This is a genomic window from Rheinheimera soli, from assembly GCF_031457405.1.
In the GTDB taxonomy this organism is placed as follows: Bacteria; Pseudomonadota; Gammaproteobacteria; order Enterobacterales; family Alteromonadaceae; genus Pararheinheimera; species Pararheinheimera soli_A.
The window spans coordinates 90,955-113,665 of the sequence record NZ_JAVDWR010000009.1 but is presented as its reverse complement, the minus strand read 5'-3'; the positions used below and the strand labels follow the sequence as shown (position 1 = coordinate 113,665).

Below are 22,711 nucleotides of genomic sequence, written 5' to 3'. Positions count from 1 at the left end.
ATCTGCTCCCTGTTGTTTCGAATGCTACAGGTATTTTTGCAAAAAGGCTAAATAAGCCTCTTGCGCCTTAATACGGTTTTCCTTTTTCATAAAACCATGGCCTTCATCCGGGAATAACACATATTCGACCGGTACATTCTGAGCACGGATAGCTGCAACCATTTCATCACTTTCTACCTGCAGTACCCGCGGATCATTGGCTCCTTGCACCACCAGGACTGGCTTTTTCACTTTGTCGCCATGGAATACAGGAGAGATACGGCGCAAACGTTCACCATCGACCGCCGGGTTGCCCAGTTCTGCGTACAAGGACTCACGGAAAGACTCCCACCAGGGTGGAATACTTTCTAAAGTGCGAACCCAGTTGGTCACGCCAAAGATATTAATGCCGACTTTAAACTCGTCAGTAAACGCCATAGCTGCCATTGTCAGATAACCACCGTAACTGCCACCCATGACGCCAATGCGGTCTGCCGCTACCCAGTCCAGCGATTGCAGGTATTTTTTAGCGTACACTATGTCCTGCAAATCATCCTCGCCGTGTTTTAAATCATCCAGGTGGAAAAAGGTTTTGCCATAACCGCTGGAACCTCTGTTATTGACCGATAACACGGCATAACCCTGATTAACCAGATGCTGAATAACGGGGCTGTAGCCTGTGCGCGACTGACCACCAGGACCACCATGGATCCAAATCAGAGCAGGAACTTTAGTACTGTTGCTGGCTTGTTTAGGCTTATACAGCAGCGCAGGTATGGCCAGGTCGTCAAAGCTTGGGTAACGCACTACTTCACTTTTCACCAGTACGCTTTCGTCTATGGCTTTATCCAGTGCCTGAGTTAAACGTTCTGCTTTGGGTTCTGACAGTTTCCAGACAAATAAATTAGAAGGGCTGTTGTCGGCGTTGACGTAAAAGCTCAGGTACTGGCTGTCATCCGAGAAAGTGACATCCCGTAAATCACCTGCAGGTAATTCAGGCAGTTGCAGGGCTTTGCCTGTGCTTTGGTCTGTGATGCTGATTTTAGTCGATGCATCAGCGTTGACCGCTTCTACTTTGTATTTATTATCTTTGCTAAAACCAATGTACATAATGTCCCAGTCGGCTTTGCTGTAAGGTTTTAGTGCTTTTTCATCGATGTTGTAGGCAAAGGCTTCGCTGAACTCAGATTTTTCATCACTGCCAAAAATCAGCTGATTATTATCACGGCTAAAACCATAGATGCCATGCGATACATTGCCCTGATGCGGCGTGATATGTAGTGGTGTTTTGTCAGCGCTTTGCAAATCAACCAAATACAGGTTGTTGTCGGCATTGGTGCGCTCTTTCGATAAGGCGATATAGCGGCCATTATCACTTAAAGCGCCAATGTCATAACCTTCATTGTTCTGATAGACCAAAATACGCTGATAGTCTGTGCTGTTGTAGCTGTACAGGTCAAAAAACTTCGGATCCCGTTCGTTACTCATCACCCAGAATTGGTTGTCGTCTGTCCAGCCAACAAACTCAGCTTTGTGTTTATCGCCCGGGGTTAAGTCTTTGACTGAGCCATCCAGCTCACGCACGTACAAATGATGCAGCTCGTTACCGCCCTGATCGGCACGGTAAAGCACGCGGTCATCCTGTGGAAACCAGCCCACAGGTAAAATGGATTCAGTCGTTGAATGGGTCAGTGGCGTCCAGGTTTTACCGTCCAGACTGACTTTGTACAGGTTAAATACACCAGTCTCATCAGACGACACTAACAGCGCATCGGCTTTGTGGTTAATATCATTACCCAGATAAGACTTAGTGGCATAAAACTGAGTTGGGCTATAGCCAGGAATGGCTTTGGCCTCAACCGCAGTTTCTGCCGCTACAATGTCGGTTTTAGGTGTTTTATCGCAGGCACTGAGCAGCAATACACTGACCAATGCCGCTATACAAAGTGGAGTGTGCTTCATACCAAATCCTTGTGAATTGTCGAATCGGAGCCTGACTCTGCCTTTACTGCCTGTAGGTCAGAAGTTCGGTGGGCCCTATTCAATCTACGGCATCAGAGCCTCAGACTCAAGTTTTGCTATTCAGCCCAGCGCTGTCTGATTACAAGGATTTGTTGCAGATTTTCATCTAATAAATCAACCAGTTTGGGTTCAAAATGCCGGCCTTTTTGCTGGCGGATATGTTGCAGTGTATCTTCAATGCTCCAGGCCTGTTTGTAAGGCCTGGCGCTGGTTAAAGCATCAAATACATCGGACAAGGCGACAATGCGGGCTTCAACCGGTATTTGTTCGCCACTCAGGCCAAAAGGGTAACCAGTACCGTCCCATTTTTCGTGGTGGTACAAAGCCACAGCTTTGGCCATTTTTAATAAATCAGATTCACAATCGCCGATAATCTCGGCACCTATCAGCGGGTGTTTTTGCATCTCGGTGTATTCGTCGCTCGTCAGTTTTCCGGGTTTAAGTAAGATACTGTCGGCAATGCCAATTTTACCTATGTCGTGCATGGGGGCTGCATGCAGCAAGTCTTCGGCCTTTTGTTCGCTAAAGCCATAAGCTAAAGCCAGCACCTGAGAGTAATGGCTCATACGCATCACATGTAAGCCGGTTTCATTGTCTTTGTATTCAGCGGCCCGGCCTAAACGCTGGATCACCTGCAGCCGGGTTTGTTTCAGCTCTTGCGCCTGCACTAAGGACAAATGGGTTTTCACTCTGGCCCGCACCACAGCAGGACTGATAGGCTTAGTGATGTAATCCACGGCTCCAACTTCAAAACCTTTGGTTTCATCCATTTCATCTTTTAGGGCGGTAACAAAAATCACCGGGATGGCGCTTGTTGCCGGGTTGGCTTTTAAACGGGCGCAGACATCAAAGCCGGTTAGGCCTGGCATCATCACATCCAGCAGTATTAAATCGGGTTGCTCTTTTTGTACCAGCTGCAAGGCTTCTTCACCACTTTTGGCAAAAAACAGGCGGTACTGCTCCTGCAATACAGTGCGCAATACTCTTAAATTGGTGGGTTCATCATCCACCAGTAACAGGCTTTGTTTGTCTGTCATCAGAGCTCTCCTTCCGCCAGCTTCTGCTTTAACTGTTCCAGCAGTTGCAGCGCCAGGTTAAAGTCAAAATCGTTGACGGCATCCAGCAACATCAATAATACAGGCTGATGTTCACCGCTGTACTGAGACAATTGTTCTATGCCTTGGTCGTCCAGCTCATGCCGTAATAAAGACTGTTTTAAACTATCGAGCATGGTTTTAAGTTGCTGATTATCCAGCTGTGTTGACTCTGCCTTCTGTGCCAGAGGCTGCTCTGCCAGCAGTTTTTGATATTCAGCTTCAAATTTAGGCCAGCAGCCCAGAATTTTCTGCACTAATTCCATGGCTCTTTGTTGTTGCTGCTGCCGGCTAGCCTGTTCCAGCTCGGCGCAGGCTTTGCTCAAAGGATCCAGGCCAAGATTGGCGCTGACACCTTTAATGGCATGGGCCTGTTGCTGCACCAACTGATAGTTTTCGGCTTGTAGTTCTGCGGTGGCACGCTGTAACTGCGGCAGTTGTTGCTGTAAAAATTGCTGCAATTGCGGCAGGTAAGTCGGCAGATTACCCCAGAGCAGCAGTGCTTTTGGCAGGTTCAGTAATTGATCTGAGGCAGGAGTTGGCGCCTGCCGGGATAAAGGCTCCCGCACTTCAATCTGCAACACCTGAGCTATTTCAAAACATAAAGCGGCAAAATCTATAGGTTTACTGGCAAACCCCTGCATGCCAGCTTCTTTGGCTGCGGATTTATCTTCGTCCAGCACACTGGCGGTTAATGCGATGATGGGCAGAGTGGTGTGGTGATGGTTTTGCTCCCATAAGCGGATTTGCTGGCAGGCTTTCAGGCCATCCAGGTTGGGCATTTGAATATCCATCAACACCAAATCAAAGGGCTGTTGCTGCACAGCTTTTACTGCTTCGATGCCATCTGTCACCGCCGTTACCTGATGTCCGGCACGTTGCAGTAAGAGTTTCAGCAGTTCAAGGTTTTGTGGGATATCGTCTGCTATCAGTACTTTTAAAGCTGGCAGCGCAGGCACATAACCTTGCTGAGCCGCAACTATGGCTTTACCTGCTTTGAGCGGTAAACTGAATTCAAAACAACTGCCCACACCTTCAGTACTTTGGACGCTGATTTCGCCGCCCATCAGCTCGACTAACTGTTTGCTGATGGTGGTACCCAGGCCTGTGCCACCAAAACGGCGGCTCATTGAGGCATCTGCCTGAGTAAAAGCATCAAAAATTAAGGCTAAACGGTCGGCGGCTATACCAATGCCGGTGTCCTGAATACTGAACTTCAGTTGTTGGTCTGCTGTTGGAGTCACCCGAACCAGCACAGAACCCTTGTCAGTAAATTTAATCGCATTGCCGATCAGGTTGGTCAGTACCTGACGTAATCTGTCCGGCGCGCCGTAATAAAACTCGCCGAGCTGTGGATCCAGTTCCAGCTTCAGTTCCAGTTGTTTTTTACGCGCCTGGATCCATAAAGTAGACACCACCGCATCCAGTACAGCAGGTAAAGAAAAGTCACTGAACTCCAGTTCCAGTTTGCCTTTTTCCAGCTTGGCGCTGTCGAGAATATCGTTCAGTAAATGCAATAACGAATGAGCCGAACCATGAATAGTCGCCAGATGTTTTTTTTGCTCTGCGGACAAGTCCGAACTTAACAACAAATCACTGAAGCCGATAATGGCGTTCATGGGGGTACGAATTTCATGACTCATATTGGCAAGGAAAGCACTACGGCTTTCGGCGGCCTGCTCAGCTTTATTTTTTGCTTCCAGCAGGTCGACTTCCATCTGTTTACGTTGGCTGATATCCATAATAAAACCATCCACCCAGATGATTTCACCTTGCTTGTCCCGCACGGCCTGTCCCATTTCCAGTACCCAGTGTACAGAGCCGCTTTTGTGGATAATGCGGTATTCCAGTTGAAAGCTTTGCTGGAAAAAATCCAGTTGTTGCAACAAGTGTTCATCCTGAGGATGAATACCAGACATCCAGCTGCGTTTAGCATCCGGCAACATAAAATCGGCTGCCGGATAGCCGGTAATACTTTCTATGGAATCACTGATAAACACCATATCCCAATTTTTGTTATACAGGCAGCGATACGCCGCCCCAGGAATATTGCCAATTAAAGAGCGGAACTTTTCTTCGTTTTCTTTCAGCGCTTGCTCCATCTGCAGACGCAAGCTGATGTCCGTGATAAAAGCGACAAAAATATCTTCGTCCGGTAATTTGGCATGGCCTATAGCTAATCGTACCGGTATTGGATGACCATCTTTATGCACAGCTTCGACATCACGGCCTATACCAATAATTTTTGCTGTGCCAGTTGTCAGGTAGTTAGTCAGATAAGAATCATGTTCAGGGCGAATAGCGGCTGGGGTGAGGATATTGACGTTTTTATGCAGTAATTCGGCTTGAGTCCAGCCGAAAATCTGTTCCGCAGCTTTATTCATGCCCTGGATCAGGCCTTTGGCATTAATAGTCACTATGCCATCTACCGCTGTGTCCATCATCGCCAGTAAACGGCTTTCACTGGTTTTGGCGACAGCACTGACTTCGCGGTATTTCAGCAGCAAGTTGATAGCCACAACAAAACTGCTGATCACTAAGGTAGTAAAAGTAATACCCATAGCGAGCACCAGTGGCATTTCGCCCGCCTGATTATCAGGGACAAAACCGGGCGGAGGAACAAAACGGGCGGCCGCCATACCTGTGTAATGCATACCACTGATAGCAGCACCCATCACCAGGCTGCTCAATAGCGTTAACCATTGCGGAGCCAGATTAAAACGTTTTAAGCCAAAACGGATCCAGAGTGCCACTATGGCAAGCACCACAGCAACCAGAATAGAGAGTAAAAACATCGGCAAGTCGTAACGCAACGCGACCGACATTTGCATAGCGGCCATGCCACTGTAGTGCATGGTGCCAATACCAGCACCCATCAGTACTCCACCTGACAACAGCTGGGGCAGACTGATGCGCTTTTTACTGATCAGATCCAAAGCAACCCAGGACGCCGCTACGCTGGGCAGCATAGATAAGAGGGTTAAGCCAGAGTGGTAACTAACCTCTGTGCATAAGGTGAAGGCCAGCATACCAATAAAATGCATAGACCAGACGCCACCGCCCAGTGCCACACTGCCGCTGCCGAGCATTAACAAACGTAAGGAGTTTTTTCTGACACTAATAGCCTGAGCCGTGATTTGCATCGCCATGGCAGAAGCAAATACGGCTATTAAAAACGACAACAGCACTAAACTGAGATCGTAACTGCCGGATAACAGCAATGGATCGGCTGGATGTTCAAACAACTGACGTAACCAATCCATTACTTTTACCTCTTACTGCCTGCTGTTAGTGTTTAGCTGCATAGTCCTCTACTGCACGCCAGACCCGCAAAGTGTTACCGGATAAGATTTTCTCAATCTCTTGTTCAGTGTAGCCACGTTCTAATAAACCGCGGATCAGATTCGGGTAGGTCGACACATCTTTCAGTTGTTCTGGCAGAGAATCGCCTACGCCATCATAATCAGAGCCTATGCCTACGTAGTCTATACCCACCAGTTTTTTCACATAGTCGATATGATCCAGCACCTTTTCTAAAGAGGCAAATGGATAAGGGTTTGTTTTGCGATAGTTTTGGCTGAATGCGTCTTTATCGGTCTGACCTGAAGCTTTAAAAGCCGCGTCACGTTGCAGGCCCCATTGATTGGCGGCATTAACGATAAACGCAGAACCGAAGTTGATCTGCAGCACACCGCCATTTTTGGCCAGCGCTTTGAGCATCTTATCGTCCATATTACGTTCAAAACCCGGTACTAAAGCCCGTAACGAGGAGTGGGAAGCAATGACAGGTACCTTGCTGATAGCTGCAGCCTGATAAAAGGCATCATCTGACACATGAGACACATCCACCATCACACCTGTTTCGTTCATCGCCTTGATCAGCTCTTTACCAAAAGGGCTTAAACCTTTCCACTGCCGGCGTAAGTCGTAGCTGGAGTCGGCTATATGGTTACTTTCGGAGTGAGCCAAAGTGATGTACCTGATACCACGGTCATAAAAGTGCTGCAGGTTTTCCAGTTTGCCTTCGATAGGAGTGCCATTTTCCATACCCAAAGCCAGAGAGATTTTGCCTTCTTTAAAGTGTTTCGCCAAATCGGCGCTGTTGTAAGCCATAGCAAATTTATCTGGCGCACGACCCACTAAAGCTTCCATGTTGTCAATAAGCTGGTTGGCCAGCAAATAACCGCCACCTTTTTTCTCATAAGAAGACGGAATGTAAATCGACATAAAAGGCGCATTTAAACCACCAGCTTTGGCGCGTGGGTAATCAAATTCACCTCTTTTAGTGGCTTTAGTCACATCTTCCCAGTCGTCATGCAAACGGTAAGGTACGTCGATATGAGTGTCGATAATAAGCGTGCTTTGGGCGATTTTATTCGCCTGTTGGCTAAAGTCTGCAGTTTGAGCCTGCAGACCAAAAGCGGCGACTAAACTGATGGATAACAAAGAAAAGCGCATACAAGCCTCGATAGTTCTGGATAAAAGACACCGTTATCTGTTGCAACGGTTTTTCCTAATCTATCGCGCTTTGCACTTTGGGTATAGAGCAAGCTCTGTTTCTGGTCGCAGTTTTTGCCCTTATGGCAGCAACCAGCCGGATAACCACAAGCTGTAAAAGGCAGAAGTATTCAGTAACACTGTCAGCCAAAACAACAATTGAAAGCTGACTTTACGGTTTTTATGGCGAAACCAATGCTGTGCCACAAAAGCCGCAGGCCAGCCGCCCACTAAACCCAGCAGTAGCAAGCTGCTTTCCTGAGTACGCCAGGCTTGTTGTTCAGCTGCTTTTTTATCCCGCCAATAGCCAAATAAAGTCACAGCATTGATAAGCACAAAAATATACTTCAGCCAACCTGGTACTAACAGCTGCCAATCCAGATACAACAGCCATAAAGTCAGCAGCACAAAAAGGCCGATACTGAATTTTAAACTGAAGCGAAAAGTGCTGGTGTCAGGTTGCATGAGCTGATCCTTAGGAGGCGTTGGATTGAAATTCAGAACAAAGACGTTATGAAGCTTGCTTAGTCTAAAGAATACTAGCTGAAATACCGCTGAACCAGAATTGCTTTGTTACTGTTTTTTCTGGAGATCTGCTTTGCTCCAACTAGACTTTATTTCAGCTGCCCCAGAGGAATAATCCATGAACAAAATCATTGGCTGGATCTGTGCTGTATTGCTGCCTTTTAGCTTCGCTTTATCCGCTATCGAAACCAATACTGCTGTAAAGGTGACCCCTGTTTTAAAGACCAGCCAAAGCTGGGACGGTGTTTCATTAAGCTATCCGCAAGGTCAGGCCGAAATTACCGGTGTCAGAATTGAAATAGCGCCAGGCGGTGAAACTGGCTGGCATTTACACCCGGTTCCTTCTTTTGGTGTTGTGCTGCAAGGTCAGTTGGAAATAAAGTTAAAAAATGGTAAAACAAATGTGGTTAAAGCGGGTGATGCTTTAGCTGAAGTAGTCAACACTGCTCACAGCGGCAAAAATATCGGCACTGAACCTGTGCTGTTGCTGATTTTTTATGCAGGAGCTGTAGGGCAGCCGAACTCAACCCCATTCACCGAAGGATGATAATCAATGCGGGTACCTATCAAAACAGTGAGCCTTTTGACGCTGCTGGCTGTTCTAACTGGCTGCGGCACCATGCAAACGCTGGAACCGGAAAAAGGCAAAGTGGCGATCAGTTTCAACAATAAAAAAAGTTACTGTCAGTCTATTCCACGTATTTACAGTGGGACTGCCCATAACTTTTGCCAGCTTTACGGCGAACCAAACAAGAATGGCTATAGCACACCGATGTACTTTTCATTTTGGGCTGCTGACACTGTGCTTTGTGCTGTCACTGATACTCTGGCTTTACCTTACACTGTCACACGCCAGATCCAGGAGGGCTCACTGAAGGTGGCGAACTAAGGCGTTGTTTGTGCTGTTGCAAATAAAGCAGCGGCCCAAGCACTGCAATCAGCAGCAGGGCGTACAACATATGTTCTGCTATAGCCACAGCCAGTATCAGGCACAAAGCTAAACTCAGCAGACACAAGCCTTTATAAGGGGCGGGCAGCAGTTTATAAGCTGCTGCCATGCTGACCAGATAAATCACTACAAAAACGCCGTTGACCCAGCTGATTAAATCTTCCAGTTGTTGGCCGCTGAACCAGGTTAATACCAGAACTCCTGCCATGGCAGCGATAACGGCAGTTAAAGCACGTTGTGGCATCTGGTAAGGGTTTTTCTGCTGAAAAAAAGCGGGAGTAATGCCTTGTTCGCTAAAGCTGGCCAAAGAACGCGCCACACTGGCGGTATAAACATTCACTGTGGCTATGCCGCTGCAAAAACCTAAGACGCCAAGCACCAGTTCGCCATAGCCTCCCAGCAACTGATTAAAAACGCCAATCATAGCCAGCGGATGGCCAGAATCCATCACCAACACCAGGTAGCTACAGGCCAGATAAATAGCACCCACCACCAGGCAGCCGCGGATCAGCGCAGGTAGTAAATCTTTGCTGGCATCTCTGAAATCATGGGCCAGATGCGTCATGGCTTCGATGCCTAAAAAGCTCCAAAAGGCGATGGCACAGGCCGCTGCTAATGCACTGCCATTAAAGTCAGGCAAAGCGGGTTGTTGCAGGTTTTGCGGTTGCAGCAGGCCAAAGGCCAGTAATAACAGCAAGACCACCGCAATAATCAACAGAGTTAAGCCAAACTGCAATCGGGCTGAGAGCTGTAAACCCCGGTAGTTCAGCAACCACAATAACCCAAGCAAACCCAGTTCAACCGGCAAGCGCCATTGCTGGGCCTGGGGTAACAAAGGCGCAATAAATTCAAAAGTAATCATTAATGCAGCGGAGGCGCCAAGTGGCACCACCAGCAAAAACATCAGGCCAAGAATACGGCCTGTCAGTTCACCAAAAGCTAAGGCGGCAAAATGGGCAGGCCCTGTGGCATGAGGAAAACGGCTGGCCAGCAAACCAAAAGTAAAAGCCAGCGGCAATACGGCGACAGTGAGTATCAGCCAGGCCAGTAAAGCCCATGAACCTGCTACTGCGACTGTCATTTGCGGCAGAATAAATACTCCGGTGCCAAGTAAGGTGGTGGCCATTAATGCCGCGCCTTGCCAGCGTCCAATTCCATACTGTGACATAGTTTTTCTCTTCGGTTAGGGCTGGTGATATTCTAATAAAAGCCCTGGCTGCAAACTGCGGTTTTCTGCCGTGAAAATGCAGCTGTATTGATAAAAAAAGCGGCAAAATGCCGGAGCTCAACACAAAATGGATAAATTTGATCTGAGTATATTGGCTGAACTGAAAAAAGATGCGCGGCAAAGTGTGTCTACTCTGGCGGAGAAAGTCAGCTTGTCGCGCACTGCTGTGTCCGACCGCATTAAGCGGCTGGAGCAGAGCGGGGTGATCCGCGGTTATCAGGTGCTGTTGTCTGAGTCGCAAAAAAGTGCGGTGTCAGCTTACTTTGAGATTCAGCATCGGTGTGGTCGTTGTGCTGATGTCATGCATGTGTTTCGGGCTATTCCTGAGGTGGTGACTTGCCATGGCATCAGCGGTGAAATGGATTTACTGGTCTATGTCAAAACAGAGTCGATGCAACGCTTGCATGAAATACGAGAGTTGCTGGATGCCGAACTGGATGTGATTAAAATTCGCACCCATGTGGTGATGAGTGAGTGGATTAACAATCTGGGCTAGAGGAGACCACAGCTTTGGATCGAACCAGGCAGTTACGCCCTGCATCTTTAGCAAGATACAAAGCCTGATCCGCCAGTTCGACCAGGGTTTCGCTATCCATGTCAGAAGGTGGAATATCGCAGTACCAGCCGATACTGACAGTGCAGTGGCCTTGTTGCTTATTCAGTTGCACTTGATGGGCTTCCAGGCGCTGCAAAAAATCCTGCAATAACTCCTGCATAGTCTCTGCGTCACAACCCACGCTAACCAGCACAAATTCTTCGCCACCATAACGCACCAATAAGTCGTCTTTACGCTGAAACTGGCTTTGGCATAAAGTGGCAAAGTCTTTTAAGCATTGATCACCAAAGTTGTGACCAAGGTTGTCGTTAATCTGTTTAAAGTGGTCTAAATCCATCATGGCTAAGGTGAGTGGTAACTGTTGTCGCTGACACAAAGCCAGCGCCTGTTGTACCCTGGGTTCAAAATATTGTCTGTTGTACAAGCCCGTTAAAGGGTCATGCTGACTTAACTGTTCCAGCCGGATATTGGCTTCTGTCAGCGCCTGATTCAGTTTTTTTAGTTTCAGGTAACTGATGCTGACGATTGAAATCAGCAATACAAAAGCCAGCAGCATTTGCCAGAATAATTCGTAGTCAAAACCCTGATCGTAGCGAATGGCCAGCCAGTGATTATTGATCTGTTGTTTTTGTTCCGGACTGATCTGTGCCAGCAAGGTATCAAAAATTTCCAGCAGCACAGGGTCATCATTGCGGCATGCCAGACTCAGCAGCGTATCTTCAGCTAAACGGCCTGCTATTTTCAGGTTGGTGATGGAGTTTTGTTGCAGGCTAAAGCTGATACTGCCCATATTGCCAAGCATACCGTACAAATTTCCGGCCTGAACCTGTACTAGCCCTTGTTCATAGCTATGAAAAGGCACCAGTTGTAATTGCGGGTAACGTTGCTGGTATAACTCAAGCGTGCCAAAGCCAGCTCTGATCCCTATAGGAGCTGAGTCTGGAATATCAGCTACAGAACGGATAAAAGCTTTGTCTTTGGTCGTAACCACTACATTAGGAACGTCCAGATAGGTTTTGCTGAAGTTTAAGTACTCAAGACGGGATGGAGTGGGCATAGCCAGAGTGAGCAGATCACAGTGTCTGTCTTTAGCTGCTTGTAATGAAGCTGGCCAGTCAGAGGTTGGATAGAGCTCCAGTGGCACTGGTAGCATCTTTTGTAACAGACGAATGTATTCGGCCGAAATACCTGTATGTTTAGCTTGTTTAGATAAGGCTTCAAAAGGCAGCCAGTCCGGATCTATACAATAAGTGATTTTGCCTTTTTGTTTCAGATGCTGCATTTGGGAGGCTGACAACAAAGGTTCGGCCCACGCAGCTGCCTTTGCCAGCCAAAGGCAAAGCAAAAGAATAGCACCAGCACCCTTAAAACCTACTGCTGACATGAGATGAACAGCCCTGTGTTATCGCATATGCTCCTTTAGCACCATAGGTCTGCTTTAGGTAAGCCGCAAGGAAAACTGCAAAATATAACAAGGGGTTTTGAAATGGTTAGCTGCAGAAACAAAAATGCCCCAAAACGGGGCATTTTCTTAGTTGGCGCTTGCTGTTAGCAACTTGCCATCTTTGACTGGCAGTCGTTCTGCCGGTTCATGATCTAAACGGGTTTTGTGCACTTTGCCTTCCAGCAAATAGGTCACATCGTACCCTACAATTCTTTGTTCTTTTTTCTGCACTGTTTTACAAACCCGACGGGTTGTACTTTCCACATCTTTGTTTTGCATGTCGTTCTGCACTTGTTTACCGGCATAACCACCAGCTGCAGCACCTGCAACAGTTGCAATTTTTTTACCTGAACCACCGCCAACCTGGTTACCCAGTACCCCACCCACCACAGCACCTAACACTGTTCCTGCGATTTGATGTTGATCCTGTACAGCTGCTTTTTGCTGCACTATCTGATCGGTACATTGTTCAACCGGTACGTTGTAACTTTCATACACAGCTTTGCTGGCAACCACTTCGGCGTAATCCGGTTTTTTATCTAAATAGCTGTAGCCTGCCATAGAGCCTAAAGCAGTAACGGCTATACCACCTACTACTAAACCTGCAATAAGAGACTTGTTCATCATACACCCCAATTCTTTGTTATAAAGTTCGATTGCCTGCGGCAATGAAGTTGAAAAGAGTGTAGGCCTGTCAAGCTGTACTCAAACTGAATCGTTATTTCAAGCTGCAGCCTGGTTGTCTGTGCGCTGTCGCCCCAAATATTTTCGGAACATGTGTTAATTCTTTAAAAATGGCACAACATAAGAGCAACTGGCTTCTATCTGATAGCCCTGTTTTTTAGCCCAGCTCAGGCCAGCGTTCACCAATTGTTTAGCCAAACCTTGTCCTCTGGCATTTTCTGGAACATAAGTGCGGTAAAAGTTGATTTTCCCGCTGTTTGGGTCAAGGCTATATAGAAGCTCTGCCTGTTCTTTTGCCCACTGAATAACAAAGCGATGCTCTTGAGGATGGTGTTGGATCTCAACTGATGCTGACATACAGAATGGCCTTTGCAGATGAAGGATAATCTGATCCAGACTAAACTTTTTCTAACGGCTGGTATAGAGGTAAACGCATGAGATGGTTGTTGTTTTTATGTATCGTCTTTAGTTTAACAGTGCAGGCTAAAACAGAGCTGACCATTCTGGTTGGCCTGGATAAACCCCCTTATATCGACTTAAACGACAGTTCAGGGTATGAGCTGGATTTATTACGTTTGTTGAGCAAAAAAATGGGCTACGACGCCGTTTTTTTGCATGTGCCCAATGCCAGGATTAAAGATTTAATGCTGGCAGGACGGGGGGACATAGCAACTCTGCAAAGGCCTGATCCTGAGCAGAAACAGCTATTTTATTCGCAGCCTTATATTCGTTATCAGAATGTCGCCGCCAGCCTGTCGTCCAAAAGTTTGCAGTTGCGTACCTTAGAGCAACTACAACCCTATTCTGTGGTGGCTTTTCACAATGCCCGCATTTTGTTAGGCCCTGACTATCAGCAACTGGTGCCTCTGGTGTTGAATTATCAGGAAGTGGCAAATCAGAGCCAACAACTGCAAATGTTATTGCTGGAACGTTGTGACGTAGTGGTGATGGACAGAAACATATTTTATTACTATGCCAAATTGGCAGGCCACAGTATGCAGCCTTTTGATTTAGCACCAGTGTTTCAGCCCAGTTTATACAGTGCGGCTTTTAAAAATGCACAATTGAGTAAAAAATTTGATAAGGCTCTGGCTGAGGTGCAGCAAGAACCTATTTTTACTCAGTTGCAGCTGAAGTATTTTTCAGAGGTGAATCAGGAGCTTCAGTTGCCTCAACCTGAGTAACATCGGCCTCAGTGTTTTCAGTCTGAGCTTCTTCCGCTTTTTGTTTTAGCCGGATAGAGTTTTTCACCAGAATGTTTTTCTTTTGTTTGGCTCTTTTACTGATTTTCTTTTTTAACGCTTTGCTTGAACTCATGATGTCACTTCTTACTCCGTATATGGCTGCCAGTTTACCTGACTCTGTTTATATACCCAAGAAATTGCTGCAGCTTCGGTAGGGGCAGGGCTTGTCCCCGCCCGTCTATCATTCCAATCCGATCTGTACTTTCGATCTGTACTAAGAGGATTAGAACCAACGATCTTTGACCACGCCATAGTGAAAGTAGCCCCACTGGCCCAAACGTCGCAGCGCTGGCAAAGGGAACTGGGGCAAAGCTTTCTGATAGATCGGAATGGCGGGTAAAGGCACTCCCATCAAAAGTTCTGCCAGTCGTTTACCTGCCTGAACTGAGAATGTCAGACCGCTGCCGCAATAGCCCATGCTGTACAGCACCTTGCCTTTGTCATCGGCCTGAGCCAGATGTGGAATATCGTCCAGCGTCATACAAATCCAGCCAGACCAGCTGTAGTCATAGTTTAATGACTGTAAGGCCGGGAAACTGAGTTTTAATACGTGCAACAAGCGGTTGGCAAAATAAGGATCCTCTGCGCCCTGACCTGTTATAGCGCCGCGGCCGCCAAACAATATGCGGTTATCCGGTAATTTACGGTAGTAATACTTCAGCGCTCTGGTATCCATAATCACTTGTGAGGTTAAAAAGTTGCAGGCGGCCAGTTGGGCTTCAGACAAAGGTTCGGTCACAATAATTTGCGACAACACAGGCAAGGTGCGGGACTGCACACCGCTGTGCAGCAGTTTGGGCGTGTAGCCGTTGCTGGCAATCACCACTTTTTTGGCCCGCACATTGCCTTGCGGAGTAATCAGCAGTTGCTGTTCACCGTCTTGTTGCCAGTCCGTTACAGGGCTTGCGCTATAAATTTTAGCTCCGGCTTTTTGCGCCAGTTGCTGATAACCCCAGGCCAGTTTCAACGGGTTGACGCCAAAACCATCATAAAAACGCAAGGCTGCATAGGCATGCTGATCGGCGACAAAACGCTGATGCAGCTCATCACGGCTGAATAACTCGACCTGATAACCAAATTCTTTTTGTAGTAACTGTGCTTGTTGCTGCAGGCTTTTGATCATCGATGGCTTATGCGCCATACGCAAATAACCCGCTTCCTGCTGATCGCAATCTATGCCTGTGGCAATCAGCGATTTGACGGTTTCAAGACCAGCACAAAATTCATGGTAAATACCACGCATCACCTCTTCGCCATACTGGCTTCGCATCACCGAATAGGGTTTACGGCCAGAAGACTTCAGTACAAAACCGGCATTACGGCCGCTGCACCCCCAGGCAGTTTTGTTGGCCTCCAGCACTACAGCTTTTACACCATGGTCAGTCGCCAGATGATAAGCACAGGATAAACCTGTGTAACCAGCACCAATAATAGCGACATCCACTGATAAATCCTGTTGCAACTGACCATCATCTGCTGGTGCTATGCCTGAATGCTCGGCCCAATAGCTGTGTGGGTAAGCCTGGCCCTGGCCGGGATGAGGGTCGATCAGCGGGTCGTACATTGGTTTTTTCCTCTTGTGATACGGCTCTATTGTATTGGATGAAGCTTTTGGTGATCATGGCAAGAACCACAGACAAAACCAAGAGTGTTTTATGTTTTCCACAGCTATTCAGTACCGACCACTGCAATTGCAGGATTATGCTGCTTTGCTGCAATTAGCCAATCAGGTGCATGGTGATGGTTATCTGGATCAGCAGTCTCTGGCGTATTACCACCAGTTAAGTATTAAACAGGGCATAGATGCCAGCTTTGTGGCTTATGCGGATCAACAACTGGTGGGGTTCAGATTATGCTGGGCGGCAGGGCAGTGGCAACCTGATCAGTGGTGCAGCACTGAGTTATGGCAAACCAGCATAGCCGATACCTGTTATTTTAAATGCAACACCATAGCCCCGCATTGGCAGGGCCATGGCATAGGGGGAGAGCTGATGAACCGCTCTATAGCCGCATTAAAACAACAAGGCGCAAAAGCCGGGGTAGCGCATTTATGGCGGCAAAGCCCGGGTAATGCAGCAGTGAAATACTTCACAAAACAAGGTGGGCAACTGGTAAAAATTCATCCGGATAAATGGCGGCAAGACAGCCATAACGGCTATGAATGTGTGCGTTGTGGTTTTGATTGTCGCTGTGAGGCAGCCGAGATGATCATCTATTTCTGAAAATCCTGCGTCCTTGGCGCCGCGGCTTATAGGCGGGCGACCATAAAGGTCGCCCCTACGGATTCACTCGTTTGTCGCCTTGCTGCAACACCAATGCCTTTGGATTTAGGCGCCGCCTCTACGGATTTATTTTGTGCATTGCGTTGTAGGGGCGCGGGTTTATCCCCGCCCGTCCATAGTTCAATCCGGTGTCGATTGGGTTGATCCCCGCCGGCCCGGCAGCCAAACCGGTGTAGGCTTTAACGCCGACTATAGATCCAGCCTACAGGTCTTTCACCCAAGGCATTTCCGGCAATAACGCCAGATGTTCGATATAACGCTGCAGATTAAAAGCTTCCTGTCGTTCAACCACTGCTTCCATTTCTGGTGCTAAAGCACAAGCCATCAGCTCCATGGCATCCTCTCTGCTGTGGCCTGTCATGCATAACCGCATAAGAGTTTCTTTTACTTGTTTTGGATGGTTGTCTTCCATCTGATTTTCCAGTATTTCAAACAATATATCTTCTATAGCCCTTTGGTCGTCGTTCATCCGGATATCCCCCTGATTGCGGTTGGTCTGTTTGTGCGCAGCATGCCAGAGCATAAGCAAAGCGGCAAGCCGAAGGACCGACCTCTGAAGTTTTTCCATTTGTCTGATGGTGTTCAGCTTAGGCTTTGGCTAAGCTGGGCCACGGCTTTTTAAACATAAAAACAAAAACTTATGCAACAGGGATATTCATCAAACTGGCACAGCAGGCTAAAAGCTTTAGGGCCTGGTGTTTTATTGGCAACGGCCGCTATTGGAGGCTCACATATAGTGGCTTCCACTCAGGCTGGTGCTTTATTTGGCTGGCAACTGGCGGTACTGATTTTGCTGGTGAATGTATTGAAGTACCCCTTTTTCCGCTTTGGTGTCGAGTACAGCCTGCAAAGTGGCGAAACTTTGCTGGAAGGTTATAAAAAGCAAGGCCGGGGTTATTTATTAAGTTTTGTCTGGCTGAATTTAATAGCGGCAGTGGTCAATACAGCAGGGGTATTGCTACTGACCGCCAGTTTACTGCAGTTTTTTGTACCAGCAGGAGTGTCGCTGACTGTGCTGTGCCTGATAGTGCTGGCGGTTTGTTTACTGATTTTATTGGCAGGCCGATACAAGTTGCTCGACACTGTCTCCAAGTGGGTGATGGTGTTGTTAACCATCACCACAGTAGCTGCCGCTATTATTGCCTTTAACAAAGGCCCAACTGCAGCAGCGGATTTTGTTGGGCCTTCGCCATGGCAACTAATGTATTTAGGTTTTTTAGTGGCCTTGATGGGCTGGATGCCCGCTCCTATTGAAATCTCCGCTATTAATTCTTTGTGGCTCAAAGCTAAACAGCAACATACGGCTGTCAGTAAAAAGGATGGTTTGTTTGACTTTAACTTAGGCTACTGGAGTACCACTGCGTTGGCTCTGGTATTTTTGTCACTGGGCGCTTTAGTGCAATATGGCTCGGATCAGAAAGTAGAATTGGCTGGTGCTGCTTATGCCAGCCAATTTGTCGCTATGTACGCCAGTACTATAGGCGACTGGTCGAGGTTATTGGTGGCTTTTGTGGCTTTCCTTTGTATGTTTGGTACTACTCTGACTGTGCTGGATGGCTATGCCCGAACTATCAATGAATCCTTCCAACTCTTGGGCTGGCAAAAAACTGAGCGAAAAAATAGTTATAACTACTGGCTGCTGGCGCAGGCTGCTTCAGGTCTGGCGGTGATCTTGTTTTTTAAATCTGCGCTTGGACCTATGCTGACTTTTGCTATGAGTCTGGCTTTTGTCACCACTCCGGTTTTTGCCTGGTTGAATTACCGGCTGATGCGGGGTCAGCAGAAGCATCTGATGCAGCCCTGGATCCGCTTCTTGTCCTGGTTGGGACTTAGCTATTTATCTGGCTTTTCGCTGCTGTTTATCTGGTGGTTTCTGAGTAAATAAAACATCCATACAATCATTCGCTTAAGCTGAAGTTGCAGAAATTCGCTTGCACCGGTTTAAACCGCTCTGTAGTCTCGATTTCAGAGATCGGTTTAAACCGGCACTAAGGCAACAGAACACCACCTTTCCCACTACAAGCGCCTGTAAATCAACAGCAACGATAGAAGTATAAATGATGAGTTCATTAGAGTTTATAGTCACCTTTTTGCTGCAACTGACGGTTATTTTAATTGCGGCACAAATTTTCGGTTATCTGGCACGTTTTATTGGTCAACCTAAAGTAGTGGGTGAAATGATCGCCGGTGTAGTGCTAGGCCCTTCGTTATTTGGCTTGTTCTGGCCAGAATGGCAACAACAAATCTTTCCTGCTGACACTATGCCTGTGCTGTATTTTGGCGCTCAGTTAGGCGTTGGTTTATATATGTTTTTAGTCGGACTGGAATTTAACACCAGTTTGTTTAAACAACAGGCGCGTAGTGCTATAGCTGTCTCTTTGGCTGGCATGTTAGTGCCATTTACTGTTGCCGCTTTATTGTGTTTATGGCTGCTGGATAGACCGGGTTTATTTGCTGCCGATATTTCCTATGGCAACGCCGCATTATTTTTAGGCGCAGCCATAGCTATTACCGCTTTTCCTATGCTGGCCCGTATTATTTATGAACGGGGTTTATCCGGCACCTCTTTAGGCGCTTTGGCTTTAGCGGCTGGCGCTATAGACGATGCTGCGGCCTGGACTGTGATGGCTGTGGTGTTAGGCAGTTTTGGTGGCGGCACTTTGCTGGCAGTCAAAGCTATACTGGGCGGCGCCTTATACGCCAGCCTGATGTTTACTAAAGTCACAGGCTGGTTGCAGCCTTTGGCCGATGGTATTGAAGCCAAAGGTGAGATGAGCTGGGGCCAGTTTGCTTTTCTGCTGGTGCTCTTTGCCGTCTCTGCTTATTCGATGGAATGGGTAGGTTTACATGCTGTGTTCGGTGGCTTTATTTTAGGTATCGCCATGCCGCGTGGTGCCATAGTAGAGCACTTACGTAAACGCTTAGAAAAAATCACTATCTTTGTATTATTGCCGATGTTTTTTACTTACTCAGGCTTAAAAACTCAGCTGACTATACTGGCCGATTGGGACGTGATGTCTGTGGCTTTAGTGATACTGGCCGCTTCGGTCTTTGCCAAAGGCATCGCCTGCTGGGCTGCCGCACGCCTCACCGGCAGTGACAACAGAACTGCTATGGCTGTCGGCGCTTTAATGAACGCCCGTGGTCTGATGGAGCTGATTATTATCAATATAGCGCTGAAGTTTGGCGTAATAGAACCAGCGTTGTTTTCCATTATGGTGCTGATGGCCATAGTCACTACGCTAATGGCTACACCCTTGTTTGAGCTGGTGTATGGCCGACATATGAAAACCAAAAAACCACAGGTAACTCCAGTGGAGGCCTGTTCCGGTACTTGATCCTGCTTACTTGCCAGGAGCCCCAAAGGTGGGCTCCTGGCAGCTTTTGCTAAAGGGCCTAGGTCTAAAGTCCTAGTGGTTTAGGTCCTTAGGCGAATGTGCCCACTTCTTCGAACCCCTTATACTGCCTTGTCGATAAAGAGTTAGTTCCTTTTGTAACGGAACTGGCTGGAACCAAAGGTTGTAGTGCTCTGGGTAAAATGATAGCGGTAACAGACCAGGTGTTGTTGCTGGAATGTCTGACGCCAGTATTAAAACAACAAGGTGTAGAACTGGTTGCTAAAGGGCAAACCAGTGCTGATGCTATAGCTTTAGTCAAGTTACACAATCCCGATGTGCTGCTCTGTTCTTCCCGTCTGAACGGGGGCAGTGGCGTACTGCTGTTAGAACAAATCAAAACTCAATTGCCCAAGCTCAAGATGATGTTGCTGGCTGATCCTGATGAGTTGCCACAAATGGTACAGGCAGTAAAACTTGGTGTGCATGGCATTGTCACTACGGATTCCGATCTGACTCAACTGACAGCTGCTCTGGACCGGGTGCTGGCCGGGTCTGTTTATATTTCCGAACATATTTCTCCGCTGTTAGTGCAGGCCATGGCGCACAATCCATTAGCTAAGGATTTGATCAAATTAGATTTGCTCAATATGAAACAGAAGCTAATCTTACAACTGACTGCTGAAGGGTACACGGCAAAAGAAATTGCCAACAAGCTGTATCTGAGCAGTAAAACAGTCGAATTTCATCGCAGCACCATCACCAGAAAACTGTCATTCGGAACTCATTCGGATTGGGTTCGGTTTGCGATCCGTAATGGACTGATGGAAGCCTGAGAAACTAGTAGGCTTACTGGTTTTGGTTTAGGGCGGTTGCTGAATTTGATATTCGCGATGCCAGAATGCAGGCAAGCCGTGCTAGCTTGATGGTCGCGGCAACAAATCTTAACAGTGAACATATAGCTAACCGGAGTTCGTCTTGAATCAAGCTTCACATTATCAAACCGCATTGTATTTAGTGTATGGCAGCTCAGCTTTAACTGTGCTCGCCTTAGTATCAGGACTGTTGTTACCAGAGCGTGCAGCTTTAAACACAGCTGTTCTGGTTTTGTTGCTGGTGGCGCAAGTGCTGCTTTGGCTAAAAATTCAGGCTGCTTCAGCGCAGCAGCAACAACAGCAGCAACAACAAACTGCGTTGCAGCAGCAAAAAGAACAACAGCAAATCAAAGTGCAGCAGCATTATCAGCATTTACTGACACAGTTGCTGCCACTGTGGATGAATCAACAGGAGCTGGTGCGCTCGCAAACCGAAACCGGAGTCAACGACCTCGTCACTCAGTTTTCTGACATTAATCAACAGCTACAGCTGGCCATCAGTGCTTCGCAGCAAACTGCCGGCAATATGAGTGGTAAAGCTGGCTTAGGTCAGGTCGTACAAAGGGCTCATGTAGAACTGAATGCGGTGGTGGATCAAATCAAAACCGCAATGCAAAGCCGTGATCAATTATTAGTCGAAATTAAATCTCTGGCCGCTATTACGGATGAGCTGAAGCTGATGGGGGCGGAAGTTGCCGGCATAGCCTCACAAACCAATTTACTGGCGTTAAATGCCGCTATTGAAGCGGCCCGGGCAGGCGAGCAGGGCCGTGGTTTTGCCGTAGTTGCCGATGAAGTACGAACTTTATCGACCCGCTCAGGTGCAACCGGTAGCCGTATTACTCAACGTATTGAAGAAGTAAATAACACCTTACAAAACACCTTAAGTTCCACAGAGCGTTTTACCCAGCAGGATGAACAACGTCTGGTTCAGGTCAGTTCAGGCATTGCTTCTGTGTTAGATGATTTTGAACAGGTCAGTGGCGACATTCTGCAATCTGCAGCTCATCTGGAGCAGGAAAGCAGTGCAGTTCAACAGAATATTCATCAGGTGCTGATAGGCTTGCAGTTCCAGGACAGAGTCAGTCAGATTTTGGGCCATGTGATGGCCGATATGGCTAAGTTACAGGACTATGTCGGCGGTCATATGCATGATCCGCAGCAGCTGCAACAATTGGTTGAAGTGTCGCAGTGGCTGGAACAGTTAAAGAAAACCTATACCACGCTAGAGCAGGTTTCTGTGCATCAGGGCAGTAAAACCAAAAGTACAGGCACCAGCTCTGAAGTCACATTTTTTTAGGGAAGCGGTATGACAAAAACGATTTTAGTGGTTGATGACTCCATCAGTATTCGCCAGGTAGTGGGTATGACGTTAAAGGGCGCTGGTTTTCATGTGCTGGAAGCAGTGGATGGCAAAGATGCGTTAAGCAAATGCACTGGCGACAAAATCCATCTGGTGATTTCTGATGTCAATATGCCCAACATGGACGGTATTACTTTTGTCACCGAATTAAAGAAGCTGGCAGCTTACCGTTTTACACCTGTCATTATGCTGACCACAGAAGGCGCCGAGGAGAAAAAGCAAGCGGGCAAAGCGGCTGGCGCTAAAGCCTGGGTGGTAAAACCTTTTAAACCTGATCAGATGCTGGATGCCGTTAATAAACTGATTTTACCTTGAGGTATCAATGACAGTTTCTATTTCCCAAACCGCAGATTTTCAGGTCTTTGGTTTTAGCAAAGATCTGACCATTTTTAATGTGCATGACTGTCTGGAACAACTTCAGCCCGTGTTGGAAAAAAGGCCGGAGAAAGTGCTGCTGGATTTGTCAGAAATAGAAGATATAGATACAGCAGGTTTGCAGTTAGTTTGGTGGTTAGTACTGCAGTTGCAGCAACAAGGCATGGCAAAAGTGACTGGCGCTGACAATGGCGTAGTGCAGCGTTTGTTGGATATTTATCAGTTTGAATTTCCGGATAATCTGGAATAAGGAGTTGTA

Annotated in this window: 23 protein-coding genes; 11 read left to right on the top strand and 12 right to left on the bottom strand. The window is 47.3% G+C overall.

Going from position 1 to position 22,711, the window contains the following annotated elements; all coding sequences use genetic code 11:
* Window positions 1-24: 24 nt before the first annotated feature.
* From J2W69_RS13690 to J2W69_RS13670, 5 genes are all read right to left on the bottom strand, one after another.
* Complete coding sequence (locus J2W69_RS13690) at window positions 25-1,941, bottom strand: S9 family peptidase (RefSeq protein ID WP_310279449.1); 1,917 nt, start codon at window positions 1,939-1,941, stop codon at window positions 25-27.
* Between the two features lie 116 nt (window positions 1,942-2,057).
* On the bottom strand, window positions 2,058-3,038 hold the full coding sequence (locus J2W69_RS13685) for a response regulator (protein ID WP_310279447.1): 981 nt from the start codon (window positions 3,036-3,038) through the stop codon (window positions 2,058-2,060).
* The gene (locus tag J2W69_RS13680; protein WP_310279445.1) at window positions 3,038-6,358 is read right to left on the bottom strand and encodes an MHYT domain-containing protein; all 3,321 of its coding nucleotides are present in this window, start codon (window positions 6,356-6,358) and stop codon (window positions 3,038-3,040) included. The genes J2W69_RS13685 and J2W69_RS13680 overlap by 1 nt, the downstream gene beginning before the upstream one ends.
* A gap of 25 nt (window positions 6,359-6,383) precedes the next feature.
* Entirely contained in the window at window positions 6,384-7,553 is a 1,170-nt protein-coding gene (locus J2W69_RS13675; RefSeq protein WP_310279443.1) for a dipeptidase, read from the bottom strand.
* 120 nt (window positions 7,554-7,673) lie between these two features.
* Window positions 7,674-8,057 (bottom strand): DUF1294 domain-containing protein, encoded by a 384-nt coding sequence (locus tag J2W69_RS13670; protein WP_310279442.1) that lies wholly within the window; start codon window positions 8,055-8,057, stop codon window positions 7,674-7,676.
* A 178-nt stretch (window positions 8,058-8,235) separates the two neighbouring features.
* Here J2W69_RS13670 and J2W69_RS13665 point away from each other — a divergent pair, with 178 nt between their 5' ends.
* The gene (locus J2W69_RS13665) at window positions 8,236-8,664 is read left to right on the top strand and encodes a cupin domain-containing protein (protein WP_310279441.1); all 429 of its coding nucleotides are present in this window, start codon (window positions 8,236-8,238) and stop codon (window positions 8,662-8,664) included.
* 6 nt (window positions 8,665-8,670) lie between these two features.
* Window positions 8,671-9,006: a YceK/YidQ family lipoprotein gene (locus J2W69_RS20650; RefSeq protein ID WP_405047888.1), complete on the top strand. Its 336-nt coding sequence runs from the start codon at window positions 8,671-8,673 to the stop codon at window positions 9,004-9,006.
* On the opposite strand, the gene yjeH is transcribed toward J2W69_RS20650, so the two are convergent.
* Entirely contained in the window at window positions 8,963-10,234 is a 1,272-nt protein-coding gene (gene yjeH / locus J2W69_RS13660) for an L-methionine/branched-chain amino acid transporter (protein ID WP_310279439.1), read from the bottom strand. The genes J2W69_RS20650 and yjeH overlap by 44 nt on opposite strands.
* 127 nt (window positions 10,235-10,361) lie before the next feature.
* On the opposite strand from yjeH, the gene J2W69_RS13655 reads away from it, so the two are divergent.
* On the top strand, window positions 10,362-10,790 hold the full coding sequence (locus J2W69_RS13655; protein ID WP_310279437.1) for an Lrp/AsnC family transcriptional regulator: 429 nt from the start codon (window positions 10,362-10,364) through the stop codon (window positions 10,788-10,790).
* Here J2W69_RS13655 and J2W69_RS13650 read toward each other — a convergent pair.
* From J2W69_RS13650 to J2W69_RS13640, 3 genes are all read right to left on the bottom strand, one after another.
* Window positions 10,774-12,234, bottom strand: coding sequence for a diguanylate cyclase (locus tag J2W69_RS13650; protein WP_310279435.1), 1,461 nt, complete (start codon window positions 12,232-12,234; stop codon window positions 10,774-10,776). The two genes, J2W69_RS13655 and J2W69_RS13650, sit on opposite strands and share 17 nt — an antisense overlap.
* Before the next feature lie 147 nt (window positions 12,235-12,381).
* Window positions 12,382-12,921, bottom strand: coding sequence for a glycine zipper 2TM domain-containing protein (locus J2W69_RS13645; protein WP_310279433.1), 540 nt, complete (start codon window positions 12,919-12,921; stop codon window positions 12,382-12,384).
* A 153-nt stretch (window positions 12,922-13,074) separates the two neighbouring features.
* Window positions 13,075-13,335, bottom strand: coding sequence for a GNAT family N-acetyltransferase (locus tag J2W69_RS13640; RefSeq protein ID WP_310279431.1), 261 nt, complete (start codon window positions 13,333-13,335; stop codon window positions 13,075-13,077).
* Window positions 13,336-13,412: 77 nt separating this feature from the next.
* Between J2W69_RS13640 and J2W69_RS13635 the strand changes: the two genes are divergently transcribed.
* Complete coding sequence (locus tag J2W69_RS13635; RefSeq protein ID WP_310279429.1) at window positions 13,413-14,162, top strand: substrate-binding periplasmic protein; 750 nt, start codon at window positions 13,413-13,415, stop codon at window positions 14,160-14,162.
* On the opposite strand, the gene J2W69_RS13630 is transcribed toward J2W69_RS13635, so the two are convergent.
* Both J2W69_RS13630 and J2W69_RS13625 read right to left on the bottom strand, forming a co-directional pair.
* On the bottom strand, window positions 14,095-14,295 hold the full coding sequence (locus tag J2W69_RS13630; RefSeq protein ID WP_310279427.1) for a hypothetical protein: 201 nt from the start codon (window positions 14,293-14,295) through the stop codon (window positions 14,095-14,097). The genes J2W69_RS13635 and J2W69_RS13630 overlap by 68 nt on opposite strands.
* 150 nt (window positions 14,296-14,445) lie before the next feature.
* Window positions 14,446-15,786, bottom strand: coding sequence for an NAD(P)/FAD-dependent oxidoreductase (locus J2W69_RS13625; RefSeq protein ID WP_310279425.1), 1,341 nt, complete (start codon window positions 15,784-15,786; stop codon window positions 14,446-14,448).
* 91 nt (window positions 15,787-15,877) lie between these two features.
* On the opposite strand from J2W69_RS13625, the gene J2W69_RS13620 reads away from it, so the two are divergent.
* The gene (locus J2W69_RS13620) at window positions 15,878-16,444 is read left to right on the top strand and encodes a GNAT family N-acetyltransferase (protein WP_310279423.1); all 567 of its coding nucleotides are present in this window, start codon (window positions 15,878-15,880) and stop codon (window positions 16,442-16,444) included.
* A gap of 262 nt (window positions 16,445-16,706) precedes the next feature.
* On the opposite strand, the gene J2W69_RS13615 is transcribed toward J2W69_RS13620, so the two are convergent.
* A complete protein-coding gene (locus J2W69_RS13615) occupies window positions 16,707-16,973 on the bottom strand; it encodes a hypothetical protein (protein WP_310279421.1) in 267 nt (88 codons plus the stop codon).
* Window positions 16,974-17,144: 171 nt separating this feature from the next.
* Between J2W69_RS13615 and J2W69_RS13610 the strand changes: the two genes are divergently transcribed.
* The 6 genes from J2W69_RS13610 to J2W69_RS13585 all read left to right on the top strand — a co-directional run bounded on the left by J2W69_RS13610 (window position 17,145) and on the right by J2W69_RS13585 (window position 22,702).
* Window positions 17,145-18,389 carry an NRAMP family divalent metal transporter gene (locus J2W69_RS13610; protein ID WP_310279419.1) on the top strand — a complete coding sequence of 415 codons (1,245 nt, stop codon included), beginning with the start codon at window positions 17,145-17,147 and terminating at the stop codon, window positions 18,387-18,389.
* Between the two features lie 172 nt (window positions 18,390-18,561).
* The gene (locus J2W69_RS13605) at window positions 18,562-19,842 is read left to right on the top strand and encodes a cation:proton antiporter (protein ID WP_310279417.1); all 1,281 of its coding nucleotides are present in this window, start codon (window positions 18,562-18,564) and stop codon (window positions 19,840-19,842) included.
* Window positions 19,843-20,042: 200 nt separating this feature from the next.
* Entirely contained in the window at window positions 20,043-20,675 is a 633-nt protein-coding gene (locus tag J2W69_RS13600) for a response regulator (RefSeq protein WP_310279416.1), read from the top strand.
* Between the two features lie 142 nt (window positions 20,676-20,817).
* Window positions 20,818-22,014, top strand: coding sequence for a methyl-accepting chemotaxis protein (locus J2W69_RS13595; RefSeq protein WP_310279414.1), 1,197 nt, complete (start codon window positions 20,818-20,820; stop codon window positions 22,012-22,014).
* A 9-nt stretch (window positions 22,015-22,023) separates the two neighbouring features.
* Window positions 22,024-22,392 (top strand): response regulator, encoded by a 369-nt coding sequence (locus J2W69_RS13590; RefSeq protein ID WP_310279412.1) that lies wholly within the window; start codon window positions 22,024-22,026, stop codon window positions 22,390-22,392.
* Window positions 22,393-22,399: 7 nt separating this feature from the next.
* Window positions 22,400-22,702 (top strand): STAS domain-containing protein, encoded by a 303-nt coding sequence (locus tag J2W69_RS13585; protein ID WP_310279410.1) that lies wholly within the window; start codon window positions 22,400-22,402, stop codon window positions 22,700-22,702.
* Window positions 22,703-22,711 lie beyond the last annotated feature (9 nt).